At 29.8% G+C, this 26,885-nt stretch carries 24 protein-coding genes; 20 read left to right on the forward strand and 4 right to left on the reverse strand.

All coding sequences use genetic code 11. The annotated features are described in order from the left end of the window. Positions 1–7 precede the first annotated feature (7 nt). A complete protein-coding gene (locus B5X81_RS05550) occupies positions 8–1,213 on the forward strand; it encodes a cell wall-binding repeat-containing protein (protein ID WP_079489989.1) in 1,206 nt (401 codons plus the stop codon). After that, the gene (locus B5X81_RS05555) at positions 1,210–1,782 is read left to right on the forward strand and encodes a hypothetical protein (protein WP_244282010.1); all 573 of its coding nucleotides are present in this window, start codon (positions 1,210–1,212) and stop codon (positions 1,780–1,782) included. The genes B5X81_RS05550 and B5X81_RS05555 overlap by 4 nt, the downstream gene beginning before the upstream one ends. A gap of 27 nt (positions 1,783–1,809) precedes the next feature. On the opposite strand, the gene B5X81_RS05560 is transcribed toward B5X81_RS05555, so the two are convergent. After that, complete coding sequence (locus tag B5X81_RS05560; protein WP_079489991.1) at positions 1,810–2,076, reverse strand: DUF1657 domain-containing protein; 267 nt, start codon at positions 2,074–2,076, stop codon at positions 1,810–1,812. Between the two features lie 214 nt (positions 2,077–2,290). Between B5X81_RS05560 and B5X81_RS05565 the strand changes: the two genes are divergently transcribed. The 6 genes from B5X81_RS05565 to B5X81_RS05585 all read left to right on the forward strand — a co-directional run bounded on the left by B5X81_RS05565 (position 2,291) and on the right by B5X81_RS05585 (position 6,894). Continuing rightward, complete coding sequence (locus B5X81_RS05565) at positions 2,291–3,154, forward strand: sensor histidine kinase (protein WP_079489992.1); 864 nt, start codon at positions 2,291–2,293, stop codon at positions 3,152–3,154. A 411-nt stretch (positions 3,155–3,565) separates the two neighbouring features. Further along, complete coding sequence (locus B5X81_RS05570; protein WP_079489994.1) at positions 3,566–4,081, forward strand: NfeD family protein; 516 nt, start codon at positions 3,566–3,568, stop codon at positions 4,079–4,081. An 18-nt stretch (positions 4,082–4,099) separates the two neighbouring features. Continuing rightward, a complete protein-coding gene (gene floA / locus B5X81_RS05575; RefSeq protein WP_079489995.1) occupies positions 4,100–5,092 on the forward strand; it encodes a flotillin-like protein FloA in 993 nt (330 codons plus the stop codon). Between the two features lie 13 nt (positions 5,093–5,105). Further along, positions 5,106–5,282 carry a hypothetical protein gene (locus B5X81_RS27290; RefSeq protein WP_170917294.1) on the forward strand — a complete coding sequence of 59 codons (177 nt, stop codon included), beginning with the start codon at positions 5,106–5,108 and terminating at the stop codon, positions 5,280–5,282. A 9-nt stretch (positions 5,283–5,291) separates the two neighbouring features. Next, the gene (locus tag B5X81_RS05580; RefSeq protein WP_079489997.1) at positions 5,292–6,035 is read left to right on the forward strand and encodes a LytR/AlgR family response regulator transcription factor; all 744 of its coding nucleotides are present in this window, start codon (positions 5,292–5,294) and stop codon (positions 6,033–6,035) included. 106 nt (positions 6,036–6,141) lie between these two features. Continuing rightward, positions 6,142–6,894, forward strand: a complete 753-nt coding sequence (locus B5X81_RS05585; RefSeq protein ID WP_079489998.1) for a DUF2161 domain-containing phosphodiesterase — start codon at positions 6,142–6,144, stop codon at positions 6,892–6,894. A gap of 3 nt (positions 6,895–6,897) precedes the next feature. Here the strand turns inward: B5X81_RS05585 and B5X81_RS05590 are convergent, their stop codons facing one another. Further along, the gene (locus B5X81_RS05590; protein ID WP_079490000.1) at positions 6,898–7,416 is read right to left on the reverse strand and encodes a QueT transporter family protein; all 519 of its coding nucleotides are present in this window, start codon (positions 7,414–7,416) and stop codon (positions 6,898–6,900) included. A 1,084-nt stretch (positions 7,417–8,500) separates the two neighbouring features. On the opposite strand from B5X81_RS05590, the gene B5X81_RS05595 reads away from it, so the two are divergent. Both B5X81_RS05595 and B5X81_RS05600 read left to right on the forward strand, forming a co-directional pair. Next, positions 8,501–10,150: a DEAD/DEAH box helicase gene (locus B5X81_RS05595; protein ID WP_079490001.1), complete on the forward strand. Its 1,650-nt coding sequence runs from the start codon at positions 8,501–8,503 to the stop codon at positions 10,148–10,150. Positions 10,151–10,376: 226 nt separating this feature from the next. Continuing rightward, on the forward strand, positions 10,377–11,774 hold the full coding sequence (locus B5X81_RS05600; protein WP_079490003.1) for an oxaloacetate decarboxylase subunit alpha: 1,398 nt from the start codon (positions 10,377–10,379) through the stop codon (positions 11,772–11,774). A 22-nt stretch (positions 11,775–11,796) separates the two neighbouring features. Here B5X81_RS05600 and B5X81_RS05605 read toward each other — a convergent pair whose 3' ends face one another. Further along, complete coding sequence (locus B5X81_RS05605; protein ID WP_170917295.1) at positions 11,797–13,155, reverse strand: helix-turn-helix domain-containing protein; 1,359 nt, start codon at positions 13,153–13,155, stop codon at positions 11,797–11,799. Positions 13,156–13,399: 244 nt separating this feature from the next. On the opposite strand from B5X81_RS05605, the gene B5X81_RS05610 reads away from it, so the two are divergent. From B5X81_RS05610 to B5X81_RS05625, 4 genes are read left to right on the forward strand one after another with little or no spacing between them, the layout of a single operon-like run. Next, complete coding sequence (locus tag B5X81_RS05610) at positions 13,400–15,910, forward strand: M28 family peptidase (RefSeq protein WP_079490006.1); 2,511 nt, start codon at positions 13,400–13,402, stop codon at positions 15,908–15,910. After that, a complete protein-coding gene (locus tag B5X81_RS05615; RefSeq protein WP_079490007.1) occupies positions 15,907–18,204 on the forward strand; it encodes an ABC transporter permease subunit in 2,298 nt (765 codons plus the stop codon). The genes B5X81_RS05610 and B5X81_RS05615 overlap by 4 nt, the downstream gene beginning before the upstream one ends. Positions 18,205–18,218: 14 nt before the next feature. Further along, on the forward strand, positions 18,219–19,184 hold the full coding sequence (locus tag B5X81_RS05620) for an ABC transporter ATP-binding protein (protein WP_079490009.1): 966 nt from the start codon (positions 18,219–18,221) through the stop codon (positions 19,182–19,184). Between the two features lie 33 nt (positions 19,185–19,217). Beyond that, positions 19,218–19,997 (forward strand): ATP-binding cassette domain-containing protein, encoded by a 780-nt coding sequence (locus B5X81_RS05625; protein ID WP_079490010.1) that lies wholly within the window; start codon positions 19,218–19,220, stop codon positions 19,995–19,997. A 118-nt stretch (positions 19,998–20,115) separates the two neighbouring features. On the opposite strand, the gene splB is transcribed toward B5X81_RS05625, so the two are convergent. Further along, positions 20,116–21,141, reverse strand: a complete 1,026-nt coding sequence (gene splB / locus B5X81_RS05630; protein WP_079490012.1) for a spore photoproduct lyase — start codon at positions 21,139–21,141, stop codon at positions 20,116–20,118. 452 nt (positions 21,142–21,593) lie between these two features. Between splB and B5X81_RS05635 the strand changes: the two genes are divergently transcribed. The 6 genes from B5X81_RS05635 to alr all read left to right on the forward strand — a co-directional run bounded on the left by B5X81_RS05635 (position 21,594) and on the right by alr (position 26,861). Next, the gene (locus B5X81_RS05635; protein ID WP_079490013.1) at positions 21,594–22,190 is read left to right on the forward strand and encodes a hypothetical protein; all 597 of its coding nucleotides are present in this window, start codon (positions 21,594–21,596) and stop codon (positions 22,188–22,190) included. A 329-nt stretch (positions 22,191–22,519) separates the two neighbouring features. Then, entirely contained in the window at positions 22,520–22,885 is a 366-nt protein-coding gene (gene acpS / locus B5X81_RS05640) for a holo-ACP synthase (RefSeq protein ID WP_079490015.1), read from the forward strand. A gap of 35 nt (positions 22,886–22,920) precedes the next feature. Then, positions 22,921–24,492: an NAD(P)H-hydrate dehydratase gene (locus tag B5X81_RS05645; protein WP_079490016.1), complete on the forward strand. Its 1,572-nt coding sequence runs from the start codon at positions 22,921–22,923 to the stop codon at positions 24,490–24,492. A gap of 54 nt (positions 24,493–24,546) precedes the next feature. Continuing rightward, positions 24,547–24,993 carry a CBS domain-containing protein gene (locus tag B5X81_RS05650; protein WP_079490018.1) on the forward strand — a complete coding sequence of 149 codons (447 nt, stop codon included), beginning with the start codon at positions 24,547–24,549 and terminating at the stop codon, positions 24,991–24,993. 51 nt (positions 24,994–25,044) lie between these two features. Next, positions 25,045–25,665 (forward strand): LolA family protein, encoded by a 621-nt coding sequence (locus tag B5X81_RS05655; protein ID WP_079490019.1) that lies wholly within the window; start codon positions 25,045–25,047, stop codon positions 25,663–25,665. Positions 25,666–25,685: 20 nt separating this feature from the next. Further along, positions 25,686–26,861, forward strand: a complete 1,176-nt coding sequence (gene alr / locus B5X81_RS05660; protein WP_079490021.1) for an alanine racemase — start codon at positions 25,686–25,688, stop codon at positions 26,859–26,861. Positions 26,862–26,885: the final 24 nt, after the last annotated feature.

Raw genomic sequence — 26,885 nt, forward strand, 5'->3', positions numbered from 1 at the left:
ATAACTAATGATAACAAAAGATTTTTTAAAAAAACGATACAGGCAAATAGGTTTATTTGGGGGCGGAATCTTAGTAATAATTTTACTGATTTTCTTTCTCTATCAACCTGATTATTATAAGGGCTTTAATGAGAATGAGACTAATGTAAAAGATACATTGGTAACTGGTAATACCGTAAGAATTAATGGAAAGGATGTATACGAAACTGCAGCAGCTATATCACAAATAACATATCCAGCTACCTTTGATGATGATAAACCAAATGCTGTTATTTTAGTTAGAAGTGATAAGAAAGCAGATTCCATAGCAGCTGCTGGAGTTATACATCATCCAATAAATGCACCTATATTATATATTGAGAAGGATAATATACCTAAAGCAACTCTAAAAGAGATTGAACGTCTCGATCCACAAGGAGTATTTGTTGATAATAATGTAAAAATTTATCTTATAGGAGATATAGGAGATAATATAAAGAAGGAACTAAAGGAAGAAAAGTGGAAATATAGGCATATAGAAGGTAAAGATCCCTTTACTCTAGGAAAAAATATAAATGATTTTATAGCAGCAATCCATGGAGATCATAGTGATGTAGTGATGGTGGCTCCTATAGAGAAGCCGGAATACGGGTTGGCCCAAGCTTCATGGAATGCTCATATGGGTGATGGTTTCTTTTATATTAAAAAGGATGAAGTACCCAAAGAAACTGCTAAGGCTCTAGAGGAAAGATATGAAGATGCATACATTTATATTCTTGGAAATAAGAATTCAATAACTGAAAATGTACAAGCTCAGCTTGCAAAATTTGGACATATACAGTGGATACCTGGAAATGAAGATGTTTATAAGCAGTCTGTTGGATTTGCAGGATATAAGGATATAGGAAAGAACTTTGGATGGTGGATTAATAAAAGACACAGGGATTTTGGATGGGGAATTGCTGAAGCGGGACATAACTTCATATTTGTCAATCCTAAGGATTGGCAAATCGCTGTATCAGCTTCTGTTTTATCCCATAAAGGTAAACATGGTCCAATACTTTTGGTAAAAGATGATGAGTTACCTGAAGATATTAAAAACTATTTGAAGACAGTAAAACCTGTTAGAACAACTTCACAGGAACAGCTTTACAATCATGGATGGATAATAGGCGGCACAGACTCTATTTCTGAGAAAATTCAAGGCGAAATTGATAGTTTGCTAAGCTATTGAATTTTTTTACAGATATGGTGGATATGAAGGGAATGATAATTTTGACTAAGATGAATGAGCAAATGCAGCAGAAAATGAAACAAATGCTTGAAAATATTCCTCGTTTTGATTATAAAGTAATTAAGTTTTTTGATGATAAAAGTGAGATGCAAAAAGCAATAGATACATTATATAATAATGGAATTATGAATTTAAACAGCAGGACATTGACAGATAATTACATTAACGAAATATATGAATTGTATATATTTATGCCTAAGGAAGGATTAAATTTAATATTATCAGCTATAGTTGGGGGAATTATAGGTGGAATCATAGGATGGTTACATGGAAATACTATGATTTCTTTGCCTCTATTAAATCCAGCTTCTGCAGGAGGAAGAGTTGTGACAACGGTGCTGGGAGCAGGTATAGGAAGTGTTCTTTTGGCAACTTATATTTCCATAATGACATTATTTAGGCCCATTAAATCTATTAAGCCTGGTCAGCATATGCTAACAATATATGCTGATGCAGAAAGGAAAAGGGATATAAATGATATATTGAGTAAATTTAAATTTCTAGAATAAAAACAAGCGTCAAGAGACGCTTGTAAATTATTGCTGATTTTGTTGATTTTGCTGCTGTTGCTGCATGTTTTGCATTTGCTGGGCCTGATTATTTGGTCTATATTGTGGTTCTTCACTCATTATAAAATTAACTCTGCTTTGAAGCATTTCTGAGCTTGTCTTAACATTTTGAGCTATTTGTTTAAACATTGACTTTGCATTTGGATCATCTGTATCCATAGAAAAAGTATTACAATTAGCTTCAACCATCTTTAACATTTCAAGGGTTTGATTTAACTTATTTACAACTGTCACACACAAAACCTCCTATAAATAATATTAACATCATAAATATTGTTTGCAATTATCCGATAGGTATACATTATAAAAAATAATTTATAAAATGGCAAAGCTATATGGTCTTGAAGTATTAAAGGAAATAAAGTGAAACGTTTGTCGAATGAAAAGGTATTTTTTCTAAAATGTAGAAAAATAATATTATAAAGAAAATAGGTGAGGTAAGTTAATAATGAGAAAAAATATCAATATTAATATAGAAAAGACTGCAATTATTATATATATTGTGAATATTACTCAAATGCTTATATTATTAAGCTTTATTATTTATAGCTTTATTTTTAGAGATAGGGCTGGAAAATTTATAAGTGAAAATCTAGAGCTGCTTTTTTTGATTTTAATTGCTATTATACTTATTAATAGCTATATAGCTTTAAGAGATATAAATGCCTTAAAGATTTTAAATGATAGATATTTTATGCAGTGTAAGACTCTAAATCAGATTGAAGACTTAAATAATATATTAAGATCTCAAAGGCATGACTTTTTAAATCACCTTCAAGTGGTTTACAGTCTTATTGAAATGAATGAATATAAAGAGACCAGTAATTATATAGAAAAGGTTTATGAAGATATAAAGAAGATAAATAAAGTTCTTAAAACTTCAAGCCCGGCCATTAATGGACTCTTGCAAGCTAAACAGCTTGATTGTGAAGATAGAGGAATTCTGGTGGAGCTGAAGATAGAAACAAGGTTAGATAAATTAAAGGTACCTTCATGGGAAATGTGTAGAGTACTTGGAAATATAATAGACAATGCTATTGAAGCTACAGAAGAAAACAGAAACAAATATATTAAAATAGAAATATTTGAAGAATCTCATGAATACAAATTTCTAATAAAAAATAATGGTAAGAAGATACCGGAGAATCTGATTAATAAAATTTTTGAACCGGGATTTACAACTAAAGGGGAAAAGGGACAAGGGATGGGATTAGCTATTTCCAAGGAAATTATAGAAAAGTATGGGGGAGATATAACTGTCAGTACTAATCAAACAGATACTACCTTTGAAATAATCATTCCCTTTGATTAGGGAAATTTTATATTATAGTATTGTCCTAAAATCTATTAATTTAAACAGAGAATATTCTTTTTTAAAAAATAATAGAGGAATTTTCTCAGGTTATGAATCATAAAAAGTGACATTTTAGCTATATATATGTATTATATATATATTAGATATTTTTATTCTATTTTTTCAGTTGTATAATTTAGTTAAGAAATTATTTAATTACCTCTTCCTATACTTGTACTCAATTTTTTATCTTATCTAGAAGAAATATACAATCCAGATAAAAGTAAAAAAGGAAATGGCAGAGGAATAAGGGATCCTATAAACTTATTGTATCTAGGATTTTTTATAGTAAATGTTTTTGGCTATATACTTGTAATGCTTAGATAATAATAAGCTATAGTTAACTTTCCTAGAGAGGAGGGCGATTATATGGTATTAGCAGAATTGATTGATGGATTAGGAGTATTGTCAGCAATTTTCTTTGGATTGGGATTGATACTTACAGCAATTGAAATTTATGCACCAGGATTTGGAGTATGGGGGATAGCAGGTATAACATGCTTTATTATAGGAATAATAGTAACTGCTGACACTCTGCTTGAAGCATTAGTTCTAATGATGATACTCCTTGCTGTATTGGGTATATTATTTATTATTATTCTACACTCTATTAGCAAGGGGAAATTGCCAAAGAGCATGGTGCTGGAATCATCAATGAAGAAGGAAGATGGATATATAAGCACAAATGATATGAAGTATTTTCTTAAAAAATGTGGTATAACATTAACTGTATTAAGACCTGCAGGCACAGTTGATTTTGATGGAGTAAAGCTAGATGTTGTGTCAGAAAATGAATTTATTCCTAAAGGAACAAAGGTTGAAGTTATTAAAGTAGAAGGAAGGCGTATAGTTGTACGTAGAGCAGTAGAAGAACAAAATAATTAATTTATTGGGGGTATATTAATGAGTACAATTTTTCCAACTATTATAATTATAGCGGCTATTATTGTATTTTTAGCTATATTTTTCAGTTTCGTACCATTGGGATTGTGGATATCAGCATTGGCATCGAATGTAAAGATAAGCATTTTTACACTAATTGGAATGAAGCTTAGGAGAGTAAGACCCGATAGAATTATAAAGCCTTTAATCAAAGGAAGGAAGGCTGGACTGCAGATATCAAGCGATCAGTTAGAGGCCCATTATTTAGCTGGTGGTAATGTTGATGGTGTTGTTAATGCACTGATTGCTGCAGAAAGGGCAAATATAAATTTAGAGTTTGAAAAGGCCACTGCCATAGACCTAGCAGGACGTAATGTTTTTGAAGCTGTTCAGATGAGTGTTAAACCAAAGGTTATTGAGACACCTATTGTAGTTGCTATTGCAAAAAATGGAATAGAGTTAAAGGCTAAGGCGAGGGTAACTGTAAGGGCTGATATTGATAGACTTGTTGGTGGTGCCGGTGAAGAAACAATAATTGCCCGTGTAGGAGAAGGGATAGTAACTACAGTGGGTTCGGTAGAAACCCATAAAGAAGTACTGGAAAATCCCGATTTGATTTCAAAGAATGTCTTAGGAAAAGGATTAGACTCCGGTACAGCCTTTGAAATACTATCAATAGATATTGCAGATGTTGATGTAGGTAGAAATGTTGGAGCTAAGCTTCAAACTGACCAGGCAGAAGCAGATAAGCGAATAGCTCAGGCCAAAGCAGAGGTAAGAAGAGCAATGGCTATTGCAAAGGAACAGGAGATGGTGGCTGCGGTTCAGGAAATGAAGGCTAAGGTTGTAGAGGCTGAAGCAGAGGTGCCTAAGGCCATGGCGGCTGCCCTTAGAGAGGGTAAAATAGGAGTTATGGATTATTATAATATGAAAAATGTTGTAGCAGATACAAATATGAGGGAATCTATTTCAAATATGAATAATGACGATTACACAAATATGCAGGATGAATAGGAGCTGATATCCTATGAATGAAAAAAAAGAAGAAAATAAGATCCTTGGAAATAAGATAGATGAGACATTATATAGTAAAAGCAAGAAAAGGGGTAAAATGAAAAAAGCTCTTTCTTTTAAACCGAATAATATACGGATGGGGATTATCTATTCAGAAATTTTAGGAAAACCAAAGAGTCGTAGGGGATGATTATAGAAAATGAATTTAAAGGTTTTAATAGCAGATGATGATTTTGGTATGAGATTAGTTTTAAAAAAAATAATAGAAAAGAATGAAGGCTTTGAAGTTGTGGCTGAGGCGGAGGACGGGAAAGAGGTTCTCCGCTTTTTGGAAGAGAAAAATTTTGATGTGGTATTTTTAGACATAGAAATGCCTGAAGTAAGTGGATTGGAATGCGGAAAGATACTTACGGATATAAATCCAAAGACTATTATTATTTTTGCAACGGCCCATGAAGAATATATGTCGGAGGCCTTTGAAATATATGCTTTTGACTATCTTATCAAGCCCTTTAAAGTAGATAGGATAAATAAGACTTTAGAAAGAATACAGAAAATATTTTATGAAAAACAAGATGAGAATATAGATAAGCCAATTTTTCAGCAAAGGGAATTTAATAAATTAGTTATAAAGAATAGAGAAGGCATGAATTTTATAGATACACAAAATATTGTTTTAATACAAAGAGAGGATAGAAGTACAGCTATATATACTATTGATAATAAATATATAACTTCAGAAGGTCTTGGAGCCTTGGAAAAACGTTTAGAAAAAATTACCTTTTTTAGGAGTCATAAGTCGTATATAATTAATATTTCAAAGATAAGTAAAATATCGCCTTATGGGAGATGGACTTATATAGTAAATTTCAAGAATTATGGTAAAGATGCACTTATAACCCATAAGAAATTTGCTGAGCTTGAGAAGTTCTTTGGTTTATAATAAAATTATAATATAAATATAGATATATGTTAGCAAAATATGCTTCATCTGAGAATAGAGAGGTATATTTATAATACAATTAAGAAATACAATTTTGGAGGAATTAATGACTAAGGATACTGCAAAGAAAATACTAGAAAAGGACTTGTATGAGCCCATCAGTAATTATCTAAAAAATCAGGGATATAAGGTCCAAAGCGAGGTTAAAGACTGCGATATTGTCGCAGTAAAGAATGAAGAAATGATTATAATAGAGCTTAAGAAAAGCATTAACTTAACTTTGCTTATACAAGCTACTAAAAGACAAAAAATAACTGATGGGGTATATATTGCTATACCAAAGCCTAAGAGATTTAAATGGAATAAAAAATGGAATGATATATCGGGTTTATTAAAGCGACTTGAACTGGGACTTATAATAGTATCATTTTTACAAACTACCACAGAGGTTGAAATAGTTTTTCATCCTTCAGTTTATAAGTATAGGAAGAGTAACAGAATGAAGGAAAATATAATAAGGGAAATTAATGGGCGTTCTGGAAGCTATAATGTAGGCGGTAGTGTTAAAGAAAAAATTATGACGGCCTATAGAGAAAATGCAATACATATAGCATGTTGCTTGGAAAAATATGGAGAACTTTCACCTAAAGATTTAAGAGCCCTTGGTACAAGTTCTAAGACTCAAAGTATTCTTTCAAAAAATTTTTATGGATGGTTTGAAAGAGTCCATAGGGGAATATACAGACTCCATCCCCAAGGAAAGAAAGCTTTAGAAAATTATGGTGAAACTGCTGACTATTATAAAAAATTACTTGAGGGGAATTTAAATAAAAACTTGGGGACTAATGATGTCCCCTAAGTTTTAATTTTGATTTTTTGTTAACCTAAGAATATTTATAAAGTTATCTCTAGCTAAAATATTTTTAAAGATAATTACACCTGCAATACTAACTACTACAAATTCTCCTAAGGCTACATATGCTGCTGATGCCCAAAATGGAAGATTAAGAACATAATTAAGCATCCAACCAACTATTAATCCATTAAAAATTACAGGCCATAAACTAGCTATTATTAATGCTTTAAAATTATTTCCTAAAGATTTTCTAGTTTGATGGATTGCCATTACCGATAATAGAGTGGCAAATGAACCTGCCATGACATCAATGGGCCCCAAAGGACTTCCAAAATTAGCCAAAAGGCAGCCAAGAACAAGTCCTGGTATATAAAGTGGATCGATAAAGGCTAATAAAATCAGTACTTCAGAAAGACGAAATTGAATATCTCCATAGCTGATAGGGGCTAAAGCCATGGTGATTGCCGCATAGATAGCAGCTATTACTGCTGTTTTAATTAAATTGTTAACAGAAATATTTTTCATCAAAAAAACTCCCTTCAACATATTGCTATGTTTCCCGGAGCCTCACTCAACACAGATAAACAACTCTAATAAGATTTTACTTAGTACCTAATAGATTATAGGTGTTAGTATTGTTTATCTATAGAACAAAAATATCAAATATTTTGCTCTTGTTTTTTTTGAAGTGGGACCAAAAAAACACTTATCGATTACTTATTATAGCATATAATTAAATTTTGTAAAGTTATATTATTAATAAATAGATATAACAATAGAGATATGTAACTGAGAATTTGAACAAAGGGAAGTGGACTTTAAGGTTTCTTGTTTATCCTTTTAATTATTCAAATATAGTCATGAAATTTATCAAAAAGGAAATAATAATAACGAATAGAGACCCATTTTTGAGAAAAGGTTAGTAAAAATTGAAAATAAATAGTATAATAGAAAATGTTGTTCAATTTAATATAAAAGCTTTATAAATGAAAAAGAAAAAATAGAATGCAGTGCAGTAAGCCTTTTAAATTTGATATAAAAGTCATTTGCTTTATATTTTAATTTTTATATATCTATATAGGATTTATATAGTAAAACTTAATTTATACATATTAAAATATCCAATGTTTCTAAGGATTTTTTATATGTATAAATTAAAGTCTTTACTCAAATTCCCATATGGTATTAGGGATTTAAAAATTATGATAATCTTTACCATCAAGCTTTATAAATTTGAGGAAATTGTATAATTCTAATTTAACAAAGTTACATAATATATATGGTATAGATCTAATGATTTTAAAACTATATGAAGTATTCAATTTTTTAAAAAGGTAATTATACAATTTACTCATTTAAAAGATTTATTCATTAATTTGGAAAGTTTTTAGGAAAAAACTGTTCAAAAGCATTTTCTTATCTTTTTCATTTATTTCTGGTGATTATTTTAAATTTAATAATCACATGTATAGGGTTTACATAGTAAAACTTAATTTATACATGTACAAATACTCAGCTCTTTTAGGCGTTTTGGACATGTTAAAATTAAAGTCTTTACTTAAATCTCTATAAAAATAAAAGAAAAATATTAGGAAAAGGAATGGTTAATATGAATAAAATTAGATTTGAAGAACTTAATTGTTCAAAGGAAATAAAAAAAGCAGTGAAGGATATGGGATTTGAAGAAGCTACTCCTATACAGACTTTGGCAATTCCATTAGTTTTAGATGGAAAAGATGTAGTAGGTCAGGCTCAGACAGGTACTGGTAAAACTGCAGCTTTTGGAATACCCGCTATAGATATGATAGATCCAAATGAAAATGTTACACAGGCACTGATACTTTGTCCTACTAGGGAATTAGCTGTTCAGGTGGCTGAGGAGCTTGCAAAGCTGGCAAAGTATAAAAGAGGAATTACTACATTACCGGTTTTTGGTGGACAGCCTATTGATAGACAGATTAAACGTCTTAAAAAAGGTGTTCAAATTGTCATAGGAACTCCAGGTAGAGTCATGGATCATATGAGAAGAAAAACCCTTAAGCTGGATAATTTAAAAATGATGATTCTAGATGAAGCTGATGAAATGTTAAATATGGGCTTTCGGGAAGATATTGAAACTATTTTGGAGAGTATAGGTGAGGATAGACAAACCTTATTGTTTTCTGCCACAATGCCAAAGGCTATAATGAATATAATACATAAGTATCAAAAGAATCCTGAAATAGTTAAAATAATTCATAAAGAGCTTACTACTCCAAATATTGAACAAGTATATCTTGAGGTAAAAGAAAAAGATAAGGTTGAAGTACTTACAAGATTAATAGATATGTACAGTCCTAAACTTTCACTGGTTTTTTGTAATACAAAAAAGAAGGTTGATGAAATTACAGATCTTTTGCAATTTCGTGGTTATGCCAGTGATAAAATACATGGAGATATGAAACAGTCCCTAAGGATTAATGTAATGAATAAGTTTAAACGTGGAGATATTGAGGTGTTAGTTGCCACCGATGTTGCAGCTAGAGGAATAGATATTGATGATATAGAATGTGTATTCAATTTTGATATGCCTAGCCATGAAGAATATTATGTTCATAGAATTGGAAGAACAGGACGTGCCGGAAGAACAGGAAAGGCCTTTACTTTTGTTAGTGGCAGAGATTTTTATCTGTTAAGAAATGTTATGAAGTATACAAAGAAAAAAATAAAGAAACATGATATACCTACTATAAGTGATATTGAAGCTATAAGAACAGATATTTTCTTAAAAAAGGTTAAGGATAAAATAAATGAAGGTAAGTTGGATAAGTACATTAAGATAGTCGAAAATTCCTTTGAAGATGATTTTTCATCCATTGAAATTGCTGCTGCATTACTAAAAATGGAGATTGAAATAAAGGATGCCAAAGAAATAGACCTTATGCCAGAAAAAAGGCGTAGAGGGACTGGTGCTGAAGAAGGCATGGTTAGGATGTTCATAAACATTGGCAAAGATAAAAAGATAAAACCAAAGGATGTAGTTGGAGCTATTGCAGGGGAAACAAGTATTTCTGGGAAACGCATAGGTGACATAGATATATTTGATAATTATACCTTTGTAGAAATTCCAGAAGAATATGCAGAGGAAGTTCTTTCAATAATGGCTAAAAATACAATAAAGGGTAATAAGATAAATATTGAACCTGCTAAAGGGAAAAATAAGAAGAGAGGTCAAAAGACAAATAAACGTAGGAAAGTTAAAAAAGTAAAAAGGAAATAGACATATAAGAGGTAATTTTATAATTGACCTGATTATCAAAAGAACTTTGCAAAACAATGCAAAGTTCTTTTTTTAGTATAAATACTTTACTAAATTCAAAGAATTGTAATATAGATATTCTGATTTAACAAAATAAGTGCATCAGACTTAGTAGAATGAACTAAGAACTTAAAACCTAGAATGACAAATATGTTGAAAATATAATTTACTATGGAGGAGGTTAAAAATGTCAAAGGTTAAAATTACAGAAACAATATTAAGGGATGCTCATCAATCACTAATAGCCACTAGACTTAAAATTAAAGAAATACTGCCAATTTTAGAAGAGCTGGATAAAGTAGGTTATAATGCTTTAGAAATGTGGGGAGGAGCTACTTTTGATACATGCTTAAGATTTTTAAATGAAGATCCATGGGAGAGATTGAGAGCTATAAGAAGGAAGGTAAAAAGGACTAAGCTTCAAATGCTCATGAGAGGACAAAATGTACTGGGATATAAGCACTATTCTGACGATATAGTCATAGATTTTGTTAAGAAGGCTGTATATAATGGAATAGATATCATAAGAATATTTGATGCACTGAATGATATAAGAAATATTAAAGTTGCTTTAGAAATGGCTAAGAAAGAAGGAGTTCATGCACAAGGGGCAATAGCATATACTATCAGTCCAGTTCATACTATACAAACATATATAGATTTAGCAAAGGAAATGGAAAATATGGGTGCAGATTCTATTTGTATTAAAGATATGTCTGGATTATTGACTCCTTTTTTTACATTTGAACTTATATCATCTTTGAAAAAGACTGTAAATATTCCTTTGGAGCTTCATTCCCATTCAACTAGTGGATTAGCTAGTATGTCTTATTTAAAAGGCATAGAAGCTGGAGTAGATATAATTGACACAGCTATATCTCCCTTTGCTTTAGGCACTTCACAACCTCCTACAGAATCTATAGTAGCCGCCCTTGAAGCAACTGAATTTGATACAGAGTTGAATATCAATAAATTAAATACAATAGCAGAATACTTTAAGCCATTGAGAGAAAAATATATAGAAAATGGTTTGCTGAATCCTAAAGTCTTTGGTGTAAATATTAATACACTTATTTATCAAGTGCCTGGAGGAATGCTATCTAACCTTATTAATCAGCTTCAAGCTCAGAAAGCTTTGGATAAATTTGATGAGGTTCTTGGAGAGGTGCCAAGAGTAAGGGAGGATTTAGGCTATCCACCATTGGTAACCCCTACAAGCCAAATCATTGGTACCCAAGCAGTACTAAATATAATAACTGGAGAAAGATACAAGGTTGTACCTAAAGAAGTAAAAGCCTATGTAAAAGGTATGTACGGCAAACCTACAGTTCCTATAAAAGAGAAAATAGTAAGAAAAATTATTGGAGGAGAAAAGGTTATTACATGTAGACCTGCTGATTTACTTGAACCTCAGCTTGAGGTTATTAAAAATGAAATAAAGGAGTATTTAGAAAAGGAGGAGGATGTATTAACATATGCTTTATTTCCTCAGGTGGCATTAAAATACTTCAAATATCGTGAAGCAAAAAAATATAATGTTGATGATGATTTAACAGATAGTAATGAAAGAACTTATCCAATATAAAAAAGGTGAGATTATCACCTTTTCAAATTTTATTTTTTGCAAGCAATTCAAAAGCTTTATCGTAAAATTCTTGTGCTTTTTTAGAATCATTAAGTCCTATATAAGCCTTACCAAGGAGTTTATAAATAACAGGAAATTTAAAGCCAGCTTTTATTTTTGTATAGAGCTTTAAGCTCATATTAAGATATTCTAAAGCTTTTTGGCAATCATTTTTTACAAGTAAAGTTTCACCGATTAAAGAATAAACATCTGCCTTCAAAGAAATGTATTCATTATCAAATCTATTTATAGATTCAAGTTCCTTAATTATTTTTTCCGTTTCATTAATTGCTTTATCATAATCTTTTTCATAAAAATGTATTTTAGATTTTATGAATCTATTATATAAAAGGGTAAATATTTTCATATGCTGTTCTTTAATTGTTTCTGCAATTTCAACAGATTTATTGATATTTTCAAGGGCAGTATCATAATTCCCAATTTCTATATGTGCTTTTGCTATTCTAAAATAAATTCCAGAATGAAGCTTTGGATTATTAAGTAGGTTTTCATATACAGGTAGAATTTTTTCTAGTGTATTTAGGGAATCTTCATATTGTTCTAAAAAGAAATAGCATGTAGACAATGTTATATATGAACCTAAAACGTGTTCATTAATAATATTTTCCCTCTTTGATAAATTTATTATTTTTCTAAGATAGTCTATTGCAACAGAATAATTACCCTTCTGAGTATAGAGGATAGTAATATTTCTTAATATATAAAAATAATTATCAAGATCAACACCATGCTCTTCTTCATAATCTTTAGCTTCAAGGAAGTAATTAAGAGATTTATTTTTACTATTCATTATATATTGGCACTCAGCTAGTTTAATATATATTTCTAGATTATCTTTTGGATCATTGTCTTCAAAATTTTTTAAAGCATTAATAAATAAATTAATAGATTTTTTTATTAATTCAAGGTATTTACTGCTGGTTTCCTTTTTAAAGTGTATATAGCCTAAATAGTAATATATCAATCCTTTATGATAATTTGTAAGATTATCCATATTGTTAAGGAGAGGCGTAAATTCAGCTAATGCCTCATTGAATTCAGAGTTATCAACTAATTTTTTCCCCTTTTCTATAATAAAAGAAATTTTATATAAATTGTTAGAATCTACAATACTATTTTCTGTATCAAGCAATAAAGATACAGGCTTGTTAAGTTTTTCTGCTATATAATTTAAAGCCTTCATAGAAGGGTTTATTTTTCCACGCTCAATAAGACTTATATAACTTTTAGTAAATTGATTGCCAGCAAGTTCTTCTTGGGTTAAATTTTGTTCTTTTCTTAAAAATCTTATTTTTTTTCCTACATCACTAATTGTAAACACCACCTCTAAATAGAGTTTATACTATATAAACCTAATAATTAAGAAATAATTAACTATATTTAGTATTATATCAAAAAAATAATATTTATACTATTCAGTGCATAAAAAATTTGCTATTATCCATAGATATTGAAAATGTTGTTTCTTGATAATGTAAAAATAATTTAATATAATTAAATTATTCATATTATAAATAAATTATAATTTATCTTAACAATGATTTATTATTTGGGGGAGGGGCCGAGTGTCTAGATTAGGTAATTTTAAAGGAATTAATATATTTAATATTATTATACCGAGTTTGATAATTCTTTTAATTGCTTTATATTTCATTGGGGGATATAGAAAATCTTTTGATGAAGGCATTTTCGATGAAAACAAGGTTTATCAGCATATAAAGGAACTATCTTCACCTAAGTATAAAGGAAGATTGGCAGGAGATGAGGGAAATAAACTGACTCTTCAGTATATCGAAGATTATTTCAAAAACCTTGGCATTGAGCCTGCAGGTAAAAATGATACATACTATCAATACTTCGATACAATGATAACCCATATTGATTTAAATCCATATTTTGCAATAGAAAGTAAAGATGGACAGATTATTGAAGAATTTGAGATGTTTAAGGATTATAAATTTTTTACTTATTGGTATGGAGGAGGCGGTAGATTTAAAGGTGATATTGTATTTGTCGATAACTATCTATATGATGTACCACCACAATTATTAAAAAATAAATTAGTTGTTATGGGGACCTTTGATATTAGAATTAAGGATGTTGAATATGTCATTAGAAACAATGGTAAGGGAATACTGTTTAGAAGAACATCTCCATATGACAGACAAGATAGAGAGCTTCAGCTTCAAAAAAAGGTTGAAAATACAATAAAGAAGGGAGAAAGTTTATTTTTTGGATATTTGGGCCTAGAGGCATACAATAAGATAAAAAATTATTCCAGCCATGAGTTAATTAATCAAGGTATGTCAGAGGATATATTAGTTGAGGAAGAACTACCGGAAAGCGTAGGTATTATAAAAAATGTAAAGCTTAAATGTGATATTAATTACCCGGTTATTAAAACAGCAAATATTCTAGGAAAAATTGATGGAAAAGCAAAGGATAAATATTTGATAATAGGTGCTAATATAGATCATGTTGGACAGGGAATGAATGGAAAACATTTTCCAGGTGCGTTGAATAATGCATCGGGTACAGGAATGATGCTTGAACTGGCAAGGGTAATAAAACTGCAAAAGAATTTACCCGATAGAACAATTATATTTGCTGGATGGAATGCCAAGGAAAATGTTGCTGCTGGTTCCCAGTATTATGTCAAGAATCCTTTAAGCCCACTGGAAAAGACTCAGGTTATTAATTTAGACTGCATAGGCAGCACTGTTGATGGAGAGATCAGATTTGAAACTAAAGGAGAAGCTGGAGAAATTCTTAGAGATAAAATAATTCAGTATGCAGAGGACCTAAAGGATACAAATAATTTACAAATAGAAACCATTAAAACACCGGTAGGTCGTTGGAGCGATCATATGCCATTTATTGAAACAAAGATACCGGCAATTAATATAATAGATGGTTCACTGAATTTATATACTTATGAAGATAATATAGATAATGTAAGCAAAGAAAAATTAAAAAAGGTCGGAATAGTTATAATTAATTATATAAAGAGAGAGATTTTTAAAGATACATTGGCAGATTATTTGAATAATATAGAAATAATATTAATAATTATATTTTTGTTTGGGACTTTATTTATTTATATGATTTTCTCTATATACAAAACTAATGGTGATATGGAAATATTGAGTATATCCATAGAAAATATATATTATTCATTACCATTTAATATATTATTAAAATGTTTCTATTTTATAACTCCAGCTTTTATAATACTGTTTTCATTAATATTTATAGGAAGCTTGCCTTTAAACTTTAATATGGTTTTTCATAATGGTGAGCTGTACACTAACTTTTCTATGTATCTAACAATGAAAAAGAGTATTTTGTATATTAGAAATTTATTACTTCATGGATTTGGAATGACAGAAAATAATGTAGAAATATTCAGAATAGTTCTAAACTCTACAGGGAAGAGTGTAAAGTTATTGTCTTTTGCAATTGTTATTTCTTTAATATTAGGAGTAGTCAAGGGTATGTTTGATAGCTATAAAGGAGGAAGAAGAAGTGGCTTAAGAACGGTAGGAACTTTGATGGCTTTTTCATTACCAGATGTTTTTATTGTGTTATGTAGTATGCTTCTGATTAGTTATATTTCCTATAGTGATATGATTAAACAATTAGTTGATTTATCAAAACTAAAAGGGTTTTTTATGCCCTTATTAACTTTATCAATAATACCTACAGTTTATATCTCTCGAATCACATTTATTGTAGTTCAAGAAGAAATCAAAAAAGATTATGTAATAGCAGCTAAGGGTAGAGGATTATCAAAATTTGATATTTTCACAAGACATATATTGAAAAGTGTTGTTATTAAAGTTGTTGATTCGATTCCAGCATTAATTACCATTATAATTTCCAATTTAATAATAGTGGAATATTTATTAGATTATAGGGGGATTGTCTTTAATCTTTATATGTTTTATAAACAAAATGATATTAATAGTTTTATAGGTTTGTCCCTTGCCTTGGGATTAATATATATAACCTTTATTATAATTGCCAAGTTGATCTCAAGATTAATAAATCCTAAGAAGAGGGAGGGAGTTAATTGAAAAAGTTAAATTTACCATTAATTTTAGGAGGAGCTATAGTATTTTTCATAATAATAATTATGATATTTCCTGAAATTTTTACTGATGTCAATCCATATGGAATTGAGCAAATTAAAGCATGGACTGAAGAAGGTGGTAGGTTTAAACTAGATGCTGCACCATTTCCTCCTTCTAAGGATGCTATATTAGGAACTGATGAATTAGGAAGGGATACTTTAAGTTTTATTATTTATGGTACCAAATTAACTATTTCACTGGGATTACTTGTTGTGATTGGAAGGTTTTTAATTGCATTACCCCTTGGAATAACAGCAGGATTTGGAAACCTAGTTTCTAGAACCATAATAAATCAGTTTAATGCTATTTTTAGTGCTATTCCTGCACTTTTAATAAGTTTAATAGTATTAAAATTTGACTTTTTTATAAGGCTCGATAGAGAACAATCCATTTTGGCTTTTGTTCTTATTCTTTCCTTTGTAGGCTGGTCGAAGCTTGGATTAATAATTATGGAGAGAGTTGGAGAAATTTTGGCTGAACCATTTATTAAAGGTGAGATTGCTATTGGAAAGAGTAGGTTTAAAATTGCCCTTGAAAATGTTATTCCTCATTTAGCGGCTGAAATTGTAGTATTATTTTTTATGGAAATTGCCAGGGCCCTTACTTTAATTATGCAGCTTGGGGTATTCAGTGTTTTTGTTGGCAATCTTAGGATCATTGAAGACACAGAAGGCGGGAAAATTATACAAAAAGATATTAGCTTTGAGCCCGAATGGGCAAGTATGTTGGGAACTGCTAGAAATGAAATAAGGAGGGCTCCATGGACGGTTTTTTCACCTGCATTTGCTTTTTTTATAAGTGTTCTAGGCTTTAACTTATTAGGTGAAGGTTTCAGGAGACATCTTCAGCAGAGAGACTCAAGATTTATACCTGTTTTAAGAAAAGTTTTATCCTTGGACTTTAGAATATTAAAACCAAAGTTTTTAAGAAAAAAGCAAAACATGAAGTTGAGATTTAAAACGGTAGGAATTTTTATATTGGCTTTAGCTATTATTTCAGGATTGATTTTTGGCAAAGTAGATAAATATGAATTTGCTTGTACTGATTCTACATATATTTTTAATTCAGAATTACAAAGTCGAGCTATAATAGGTTCTAATGAAGCTAAGGAATTAGCAACTAAAATTGCAAATGAAATGGAAAATACAGGACTTAAGCCTTTGTATGAAGAAGGTTTTATAAAGAAATATAAAACCGATGATATTTATATTCCTGTATCTTCAAGTTTCGAAGTTATAATTCAAGAGGAAAAAAGAGGATTGGTTTTAGGAAAAGATTACTCTTTATTGAGTTTCTATGATATTGATTCAAGTGGAAAAATATATGATGCCACTGGAGACGATATGTTTAACATAATGGACTATAATAAATTTTCTGAGAAGTTCATTGTTATTGATAAAAGGTTTTACTCTGATGATGCAATTAAATATTTTGCTAAAAGTATATTTGAAAAATCAACAGCGAAGGGAATTTTATGTATAGCAAGGGATGATGAGATACTTCAAAACTCTTTAGGTAAAGATATTTACAAAGGAGCAGTGGTTCAAATTACACAAGGTGTTGGGAAGTTCCTTACAGAAAAAGAAAATATTAATATAAGTATTTGCACCCACAACAAAAAACTGCATAACATTGGTAGAAATGTTTTAGGGATTCTTCCTGGTAAGGATCCAAAAGTTGGAGAAGAAGCTATTATTATTGGACTTAGTTATAACTATATTGATAAAGAAATAGGACTAAAAAGATTACAATTTGCCCTTGAACTGATGAAAAGACTTTCTGGAGATCAAATAAATAGAAATAGATCAATAATATTTGCATTCTGGGATGGAACCATAAAAGATGAATATGATGGTATCAGAGATTATGTAGAAGATATTTTATATCCTGTTAACAAAAGCACATTATATATTGATTTGAGCAAATTAAATTCCTATAATTATGATTATCTATTCTATAGTTCGGATCAAGCTCCTATAACTAGATATTTTGCTTGGAGTCTAGGACATCAATTTGAACAAAATTGTAACAAAGAAGGTATAGAAATTAGGGAATATTATGTGAAGGATTATTATCAGTCAAAATTACAGGGAAGTTTAGTAGATAATAAGATGTTCATTGAGAGAGGAATTGCAACAATTATTATTAGGACTTCAAATATGAATAATGAAGGTAGATTTACCTTGGAAGATTTAGGCAAACTATTAGTAAAGACTATAAATGAAAACAATTACTAATTTGGGGGATTGTTATGGATGACAAAGTTTTATTAAAAATAGAGAATCTTAAGATATCTTTTAAAAGAGGCAAGGATTATTTACAGGTTGTTAGAGGTATTGATATAGAGGCTTTTCCAGGAGAAATTGTAGGTATATTAGGAGAATCAGGCAGTGGAAAAACAGTATCATCAAATGCTATTATTAGATTAATAGATGATAAAGAAGGAAGGATAGATTCTGGAAAAATATATTTCAAAAATAAAAACCTTTTAAAACTTAGTGAAAAGGAGCTTAGGAGAATACGTGGCAAAAATATATCCTATATTTTTCAAAATCCTACTGATTCACTTAATTCCTATAGAAGAGTTGGAAAACAAATTGAAGAAACCCTAAAAATCCATAGACTCCCCTGTTCTAAAGAAAAGGTTTTAGAAGTAATGAAGGATGTTGGAATAATTGATGCCAAGTTTATATATGATATGTATCCCTTTCAGCTTAGCGGAGGACAATGCCAGAGAATTATGATAGCAATAGGGGTAATATGTAAACCTGAACTACTTATTGCAGATGAACCAACTAGTTCTATTGATGCCTCACTTAGAAAGAAGGTTCTTGGATTATTAAAGAGTATTAATGAAAAATATGGTACCTCAATAATTTTAATAACCCATGACTTTGATGTTGCAAAATTCTTATGTCATAAAGCAGCAATCATGTATGGAGGGCTGGTGATGGAACAGGGTTATATGAAAGATATTCTAAAAGCACCTTTACATCCATATACTAGAGGCTTGCTCAAATGTGTAAATTCACTGGAAAAAAGTGAAGATACACTATTTACATTAGAAGGGAGGCCCCCTAGCCCCTCTGAATTTAAAAATGAATGTCCATTTTATGATAGATGTAAAGGCAGGAAAGAAAGATGCAAAGAAAATATTCCTAAAATAGTGAAATATAACAATAGAAATGTAAGGTGTGTAAATTTTAATTATTGTTGAATACTGCAAGAATATAATAGAGAAGGTGAAATAATGGCTGAAGCTATATTAAAAGTGAAAAATCTTTCAAAACATTTTGTAATTAGAAAGAGTTTTTTATCCTCTAAAACTATAATAAAAGCTGTTGATAATATTTCATTTGAAGTAAAGAAAGGAGAGATATTAGGTTTAATAGGAGAAAGTGGCAGTGGAAAAACAACTACTGGTAATCTAATATTAAAGCTTTTAAAAAATGATAATGGAAGCTTGTTTTTTAATAATATTAATATTACGGATATGGAAGAGAAGCAAATGAGGAGCCTTAGAAAGGAAATTCAGATTATTTTCCAGCATACTCATGGCACATTAGATCCTAAAATGACCATAGGGGAATTGCTATTGGAGCCTTTAAAAATACATAGAATTGTTTCGGACTGTGAATATGATAATGAAGTGGGAAGACTTTTGGAAATGGTAGGTTTATCTAAAAGTAATAAAGAAAAATTCCCTCATCAATTAAGTGGTGGGCAAAGACAAAGAGTAGGGATTGCCCGTGCTATAGCCACAAGACCTAAATTTATAGTTTGTGATGAACCAGTATCTGCACTAGATGTATCAGTTCAGGGTCAGATATTGAATTTGCTTTTAGAGTTAAAAAAGAGCTTAGATTTAACCTATTTATTCATCTCTCATGATCTAAAGGTTATAAAGTACATATGTAATAGGATAGCAGTAATGTATAAAGGACAAATTGTCGAAATTGGAGATAGAGATGAAGTATTAAACAATCCCCAAAATGAATATACCCAAAATTTAATAGAATCAATTATATAAAAAAATTAAACAAAACCCAGTTATCTATGGATAACCAACATTAGAATTTAATACAAATTTCACAGAAAATAATGAAAGCCTTAGCATTTTTTCTGTGAAATTTATAATACTTTAATTTTTATGTAAAATATTCTACCTTTCCATTTGGAAAATAATTTTCTATCAAATTAATAATATATTCCTTTATTTCTTTAGCTTCTTCCTTTTGATAAATATATTTTACCCTACCATATTTACCGTATTTTTTCTTTCTAATATTTTCATCCATCTCCAGTTTTGTGTTTGGAAATCTTTCTAGAATAACTTTTTTAGCATTGCTGGTAAATCTATGCTGGATAAGCTCAAAGCTTATGGTTTCATTTTTAGCAAAGTTTATATGGCTGTGAAGATTTTCAAATAAATCCTTGTATTCTTTTTTCCAATTATCATGACGAATTATGGGGGCGATTATAAATCCAAGTGGATAATTTGCTTTTCCAATTTTCTCGGCAGCTGATAGTCTCTTCTCGAGATTATCAGTATTGTGTTCAAAATTATTTATTACATAATTAGAATTAATAGAGAATCTAAATCTAGTATGTCTATTGTGGGCAGCATTTAATATAGAGTCAACATTGGCAAACTTAGTTACAACCCTCAATCGACCTTTATCCTGTGCTGCGAAAAACTCTATGGTTTTCTTTAAAGTACCGGTTATATGTTCAACTGCTAAAGGATCTCCAGTACTTGCAGCTTCAAATACTGTAATTTTCGGAAGTCGTTTTTCAATGTATTTTTCTATTGTTTCAAATAGATCATTGGTATTTACATAGACCCTTACATAAGGCCTTTTACCTTGGGTAGAAAAAAGATAACAATATTCACAATTCCCTGGGCAATTTGTCATAAGTGAAAACTGAAAATTGGCTGATGGCTTGCACACTTCGAGTTTCAAGCTTTTTTTAGTTCCTACTACTAAAGTTTTCTTGGCATTAGCAAATTTAGATTTTTCATTTTCACCTGGAATTCCCCTTACTTGATTATGAGAAGTAGTTTTCAAAATTTCGATATTTTTTTTTTGACAAAAGTCATATATTTTCCTGCCAAGAGGATATTCTAGTGCTAAAGACTCAAAATAAACTCTATCGGGTATCCAAAGCTTCATAAAAAACTCCTTTCTATAATAATTCTATTACTAACACTGTATAAGATATGGTTTTTCTATACCACATAGGAACTTATATTCATTTATCTATTACGAAATAATATAATTTCCGTTATGTATTTCATAAAAATCCACACCTAAAAGCTATGAAGAAAATTTTGATTAATTTGCGTAATCACATATTTATATAATTATTAACAAATATTTTTGGTATATTTATTAATATTGTTTACAATTTTGACGAAATTATATGTGAAAGATTAAATGTATATTTAAAAAATCATAAAGTTCATAGAAGTTGGGAAATTGCATAATTACTTCTTATAAAAGCCACTATACTGTATCTAGTTTAAAAATTTCTAATATAAAGCATGACGAGTTAAATTATGCAGTTATATCAAGTATATATAAGGGAAATAGAATTCAATAAAAATTATAGGGGAGAAGTATATATGACAAAAGAAATAAATCTTGATGTAAATATAATTAAGAAAAACAAAATTCCTGTTTTAGTAAAGAGTAGTGAATGGAAAAAACTATTTGATAAAAGCATGACAAAAACTATGAGGAAATTGGCAGATAAATTAGAAGATCTCGTTAATGAAGAAAAAGAGATTATAAAGCAATTAAAGAAAGCAAAAAAAGAGAAGAAAAAATTAATGAATAAAGTTTTAAAGCTTTCCGATGAAGCCAATTCAAATAATAGTAGTTCGGCCTTAATAGAATTGGAAAATACTAAAAATAGAATATTGGAAGTTAATGATGAATTAGATGAATTAAGATTTAGATTAGAGATGTTACCAAAGGAAATTCATGATACAAATTATGAATTACTTAAAGAAACAATTGTTATTTCTTATGAGGATATTACTCAAGGAAAAAAGAAAATTAATTATTTAGATAAAGAAATTGAGGCTATAAGGAAGAGTTTGGGTGAAATGTGGGAGGAAAAATTTTCTAAGGAAAAAAGGATAAATGAACTTTATCTATATTTACATGGAACATTGGGTCACGAAGAAACAGATAAGATGGATAGGAGATTTTTATAATTTTTTGTTTTATAAAAAATAAAAAGGATATTAAATGAGCAAATTGCATAATTATCTTCCCCAAAAATTATCTACTACATATAGTTTTAAAATCTTCAAAGTCATACCATCGAAATATATTTAATTCTAAATAATTAAATTAAGGATAATATTCGCATATGCAACCAAGCCAAATTAGAGTTATGGAATTTCTTCAAATATAAAGTATATTAGTCAGATTTAAAAATCTAAGGAATATTTTTTAAAAAAACCTTCAAGTACTTATGAATTTGAAGGTTTTTTCTATTGTAATAATTGGGTATAATTATATTAATTGAGGAGTGAGTTAAGTGATTAAAGGAATAGGAATAGATATCATAGAAATAGAAAGAATAAGAAAAGCATTTAAAAACAAAAAATTTGAAAAAAGAATTTTTACAAAAAATGAAATTGAGTACTTTAAAAGTATAAACTATAATATATATACTATTGCAGGAACCTTTGCTTCAAAGGAAGCCATTGTTAAAACTTTTGGAACTGGATTAAGAGGTTTTAAATGGGTTGATGTAGAAATAGTTAGAGACGGTTTTGGAAAACCAATGGTCACTCTATATGGAGGGGCCAAAGAAATTGCAAATGAAAAGGGGATATCAAATATTGAACTATCAATATCTCATTGTAGAGAATATGCAGTGGCCCAAGCTATAGGTGTATAGGAAACTACAAAATCTACTGAATAAGAGGTGTTAAAATGAAAGTTGTTTTAAATGATGAAATGAGATTAATAGATAAAATTTCAATGGAAAAGTATGGGGTTCCTGGAGTTGTCCTTATGGAGAATGCTGGAGTGTCTGTAGTTAATGAAATAATAGATAATTTTAACTTGGATTATAAATTTACAATAGTTTGTGGAAAAGGGAATAATGGAGGAGATGGCTTTGTAGTTGCAAGACATTTACATAATAAAGGCTATAAATTAAACATATTCGTTTTGGGAGATAAAAAAGCCATTAAAGGCGATGCATTAATTAATTATGAAATATTGACTAAACTAGGCATAGGTATAAAAGAAATAAAAAATGATGATACTCTTATTCAACTCAAAGAAAGTATAATAAGCTATCCAATAGTAATTGATGCTCTATTTGGTACGGGACTGAGCAAGGAGGTACAAGGAATATCAAAAAAAGCCATTAATATCATTAATAAATATAGTAAATATACTATATCTATTGATATACCATCAGGAGTGGGAGGAAATGACGGGAAAATTTTTGGCACCCCTGTAGAAGCAAATAAAACTGTTACTCTCTGTTTACCTAAATGTGGGAATCTGGTTTATCCTGGGGCGGAATATAATGGAAAGCTTGTTATTAAAGATATTGGAATACCAAATGAAGCTATAGAAGATATAGAGCTGAAGAATAATTTAATAGATATAGATATTGTAAGGCAGGGATTACCCTCTAGAAAAAAAGATACACATAAAGGAAGTTATGGTAAGGCGAATATTATTGCAGGTTCTTTTGGAATGACAGGAGCAGCTATTTTGGCATGTAAGTCAGCCCTTAGAACTGGTACAGGATTACTTAAATTATATGTTGGTGAGAGTATAAATCACATAGTAAAAACTGGGGTGCCTGAGGTTATTACTGTTCCTTTACAGGAAATGAGAAAGGGAGTTATAGGAATAAATCATATAGAAAAAATTATTAAAGATTCAAAAGAAGCAAATGTATTAGCAATTGGACCAGGTTGTGGTAATACATCAGAGTTAGCTGAAATAATAAAGCAGGTATTGGTCAAAGTTGATATTCCTATAGTAATAGATGCCGATGGATTAAATGTTTTATCAAGGGATAAAGAATGGTTTTTAGAGAAAAAGTCAAAAATAGTTATTACCCCCCATATAGGTGAAATGTCAAGGCTAACAAATATGGACATAGAAGAAATAAGATATGATTTAATTAAGGTAGCAAAGGATTTTGCTATAAAATGGGGAGTTATAGTTGTTTTAAAGGGAGCAAGTACTATAATAGCTTCACCAGAAGGAGAGATATTCATTAATGTAAAGGGAAATCCTGGTATGGCCACTGCAGGAAGTGGTGATGTATTGACAGGCATTATAACAGGACTTATTGCTCAAGGACTAGAGCCTCTAAAGGCTGCAATAACAGCTGTATATGTGCATGGACTTACAGGAGATAAGGTTGCTCGTGATAAAGGAGAATACGGATTATTAGCAGGTGATTTAGTTGAATATCTTCCATATACTATAAAGGATATAGTAGAGGATAATGATTCTATATGTAAAACTTTTTGATTAGGTTCCCATGTGATAAAGGTACCAGCATCCTAATGTGAAAGGAGAAAAAATATGAAGGCTAGAGATATTATGAATGAGAATGTTATAACAGTTAGTGCTGAGGATAATGTGGATTATCTTGTGAAAATATTGCTAGATAATAAAATAAGTGGAGCTCCTGTTGTTGATGAGGAGCAAAAAGTTATTGGAATAGTCACTGAAGCAGATTTAATATATCCGGAAAAAAGTATTCATTTACCTGCTTTTATTCCGGTTTTAGATGGAATAATATTTTTAGAGAGCTTTAAAAAGCTAGAGAAAGAAATTAAGAAAATGACAGCTTATAAAGTTAAAGATGTTATGGTGAAAAATGTTGTTACTGTAGGTGAGGATACAGATTTACAGGAGATAGTAAATATATTACTCAATAAAAAAATAAATAGAGTTCCCGTGGTAAATAGCAATAATAAATTGGTAGGAATAGTAACAAGAAGTAATATTTTGAAGCATATCTATTAAGAGAAAGACATAAAAATAAATATATACATAATCTATCTTAGAGGTGGTGTTTTGAAAAATAAGTTAATTTTAATCATTCTTTTTGCCATTTTATTATTGGCTGGATGTAGTGAGAAAACTGATAAAGAAATATTTTATGATGCTCAAAAGAAAATAGTAGGGATAGAAACATATATATGCACAGCTGATATTACAGTATATGGTAATAAAAAACCGCAAAAATATACTGTCAAACAGTGGTTTAAAGCTCCAGATAAATGTAGAATAGAGATACAGAGTCCAGAGAGCTTAAGAGGAAAAAAAACGATATATAATGGTAAAAGAGCATGGGTTAGCCATCCTAAAATTGGTCAAGAATGGTTAATGGAGAAGTTTTCAAGCTCCATGGAAAAGAAAATGTTTTTAGGTCACTTTATAAATAATTTTTTAAATACAGAAAATGCAACAATAAGTAGAAAAATTATTAATGATGAAGATTATATAGTGATGGAAACTGAAATACCCGGAAATCATCCTTACTTCAATAAAGAAAAACTTTTGTTTGATACAAAACAATATTATCCCTACAGACTTCAGGTTTTTGATATAGAAGACGATGTTAGAATTGATGTAAAATTTTTAAGTTTCAGTTATAATGAAAGTATAGATGATAAGATATTTAATATAAGATAAATTGCAATTGGAGGGATAATATGCAAAGAACAAAAGAACTAAGACCTGTATGGGCAGAAATTAATCTCGATAATTTAGCTCATAATATGAGAGAGGTTAAAAGGGTTGTTAAAGAAGGAATAATGATTACAGCGGTAATTAAAGCGGATGGATATGGACATGGGGCTGTTCAAATAGGTAAAACCTTACTTGAAAATGGAGCGGATAGATTTGCAGTGGCAACTCTTTCAGAGGCTATACAACTTAGGAAAAGCTATAAAGATATTCCAATTCTCATATTAGGATATACTCCTGATGATAGTGCACAGCTTGTAGTAGAATATAATATTATTCAAACTATTTACACATATGAACAAGCTGTGGCTTATTCTAAAAAAGCTCAGGAATTAGATAGTGAAGTTAAGATACATATAAAAATAGATACTGGTATGAGCAGACTGGGAATGAGAGCAGATGAAGAGACAATTAAAGTAATAAAAGAAATTAGTAGGCTACCTAATATTGTAATTGAAGGATTATTTACTCATTTTGCCGTTGCTGATGAGTTTGAAAAGGAATTTACATATGAGCAAGCTAAGAAATTTAATTTCGTTTGCAATTCTTTGGAAAAAGAGGATGTAAATATTCCAATAAAGCATGTATCAAATAGTGCAGCCATAATAGATTTGCCTGAAATGAACTATAATATGGTTAGGGCAGGTATTATGCTTTATGGATTATATCCTTCCAGGGAAGTTGATACAAAAAAGGTTAGGCTAAGAGAAGTTATGTCTTTAAAAGTAAAGATTTCATATGTAAAAGAGATTGAAAAGGGAACTGGAGTTAGCTATGGGTTATTATATAAAGCAGATAAAAAGACGAAAATTGCAACTCTTCCAATTGGATATGCTGATGGATATAGCAGATTATTAACTGGCAAAGCCAAAGCACTTGTAAAAGGTAAAAAAGTTCCTGTTATTGGAAGAATATGTATGGATCAATGTATGATTGAAGTTACTGGACTTGACGTCAATGTAGGAGATGAAGTAATATTATTTGGAAATGATGGTAATAATAACATAGCAATTGATGAAATAGCTGAGAGTTTAAATACAATCAATTATGAAGTAGTTTGTATGATAAGCAAGAGGGTTCCAAGGGTATATGTTAAAAATAATGATATAATTGACGTTATGGATAATGTACTAAAATTGTAATGCAAATAATTTAAAATATCTAAA

It is taken from the genome of Maledivibacter halophilus (genome assembly GCF_900167445.1).
Lineage (GTDB): Bacteria > Bacillota > Clostridia > Peptostreptococcales > Caminicellaceae > Maledivibacter > Maledivibacter halophilus.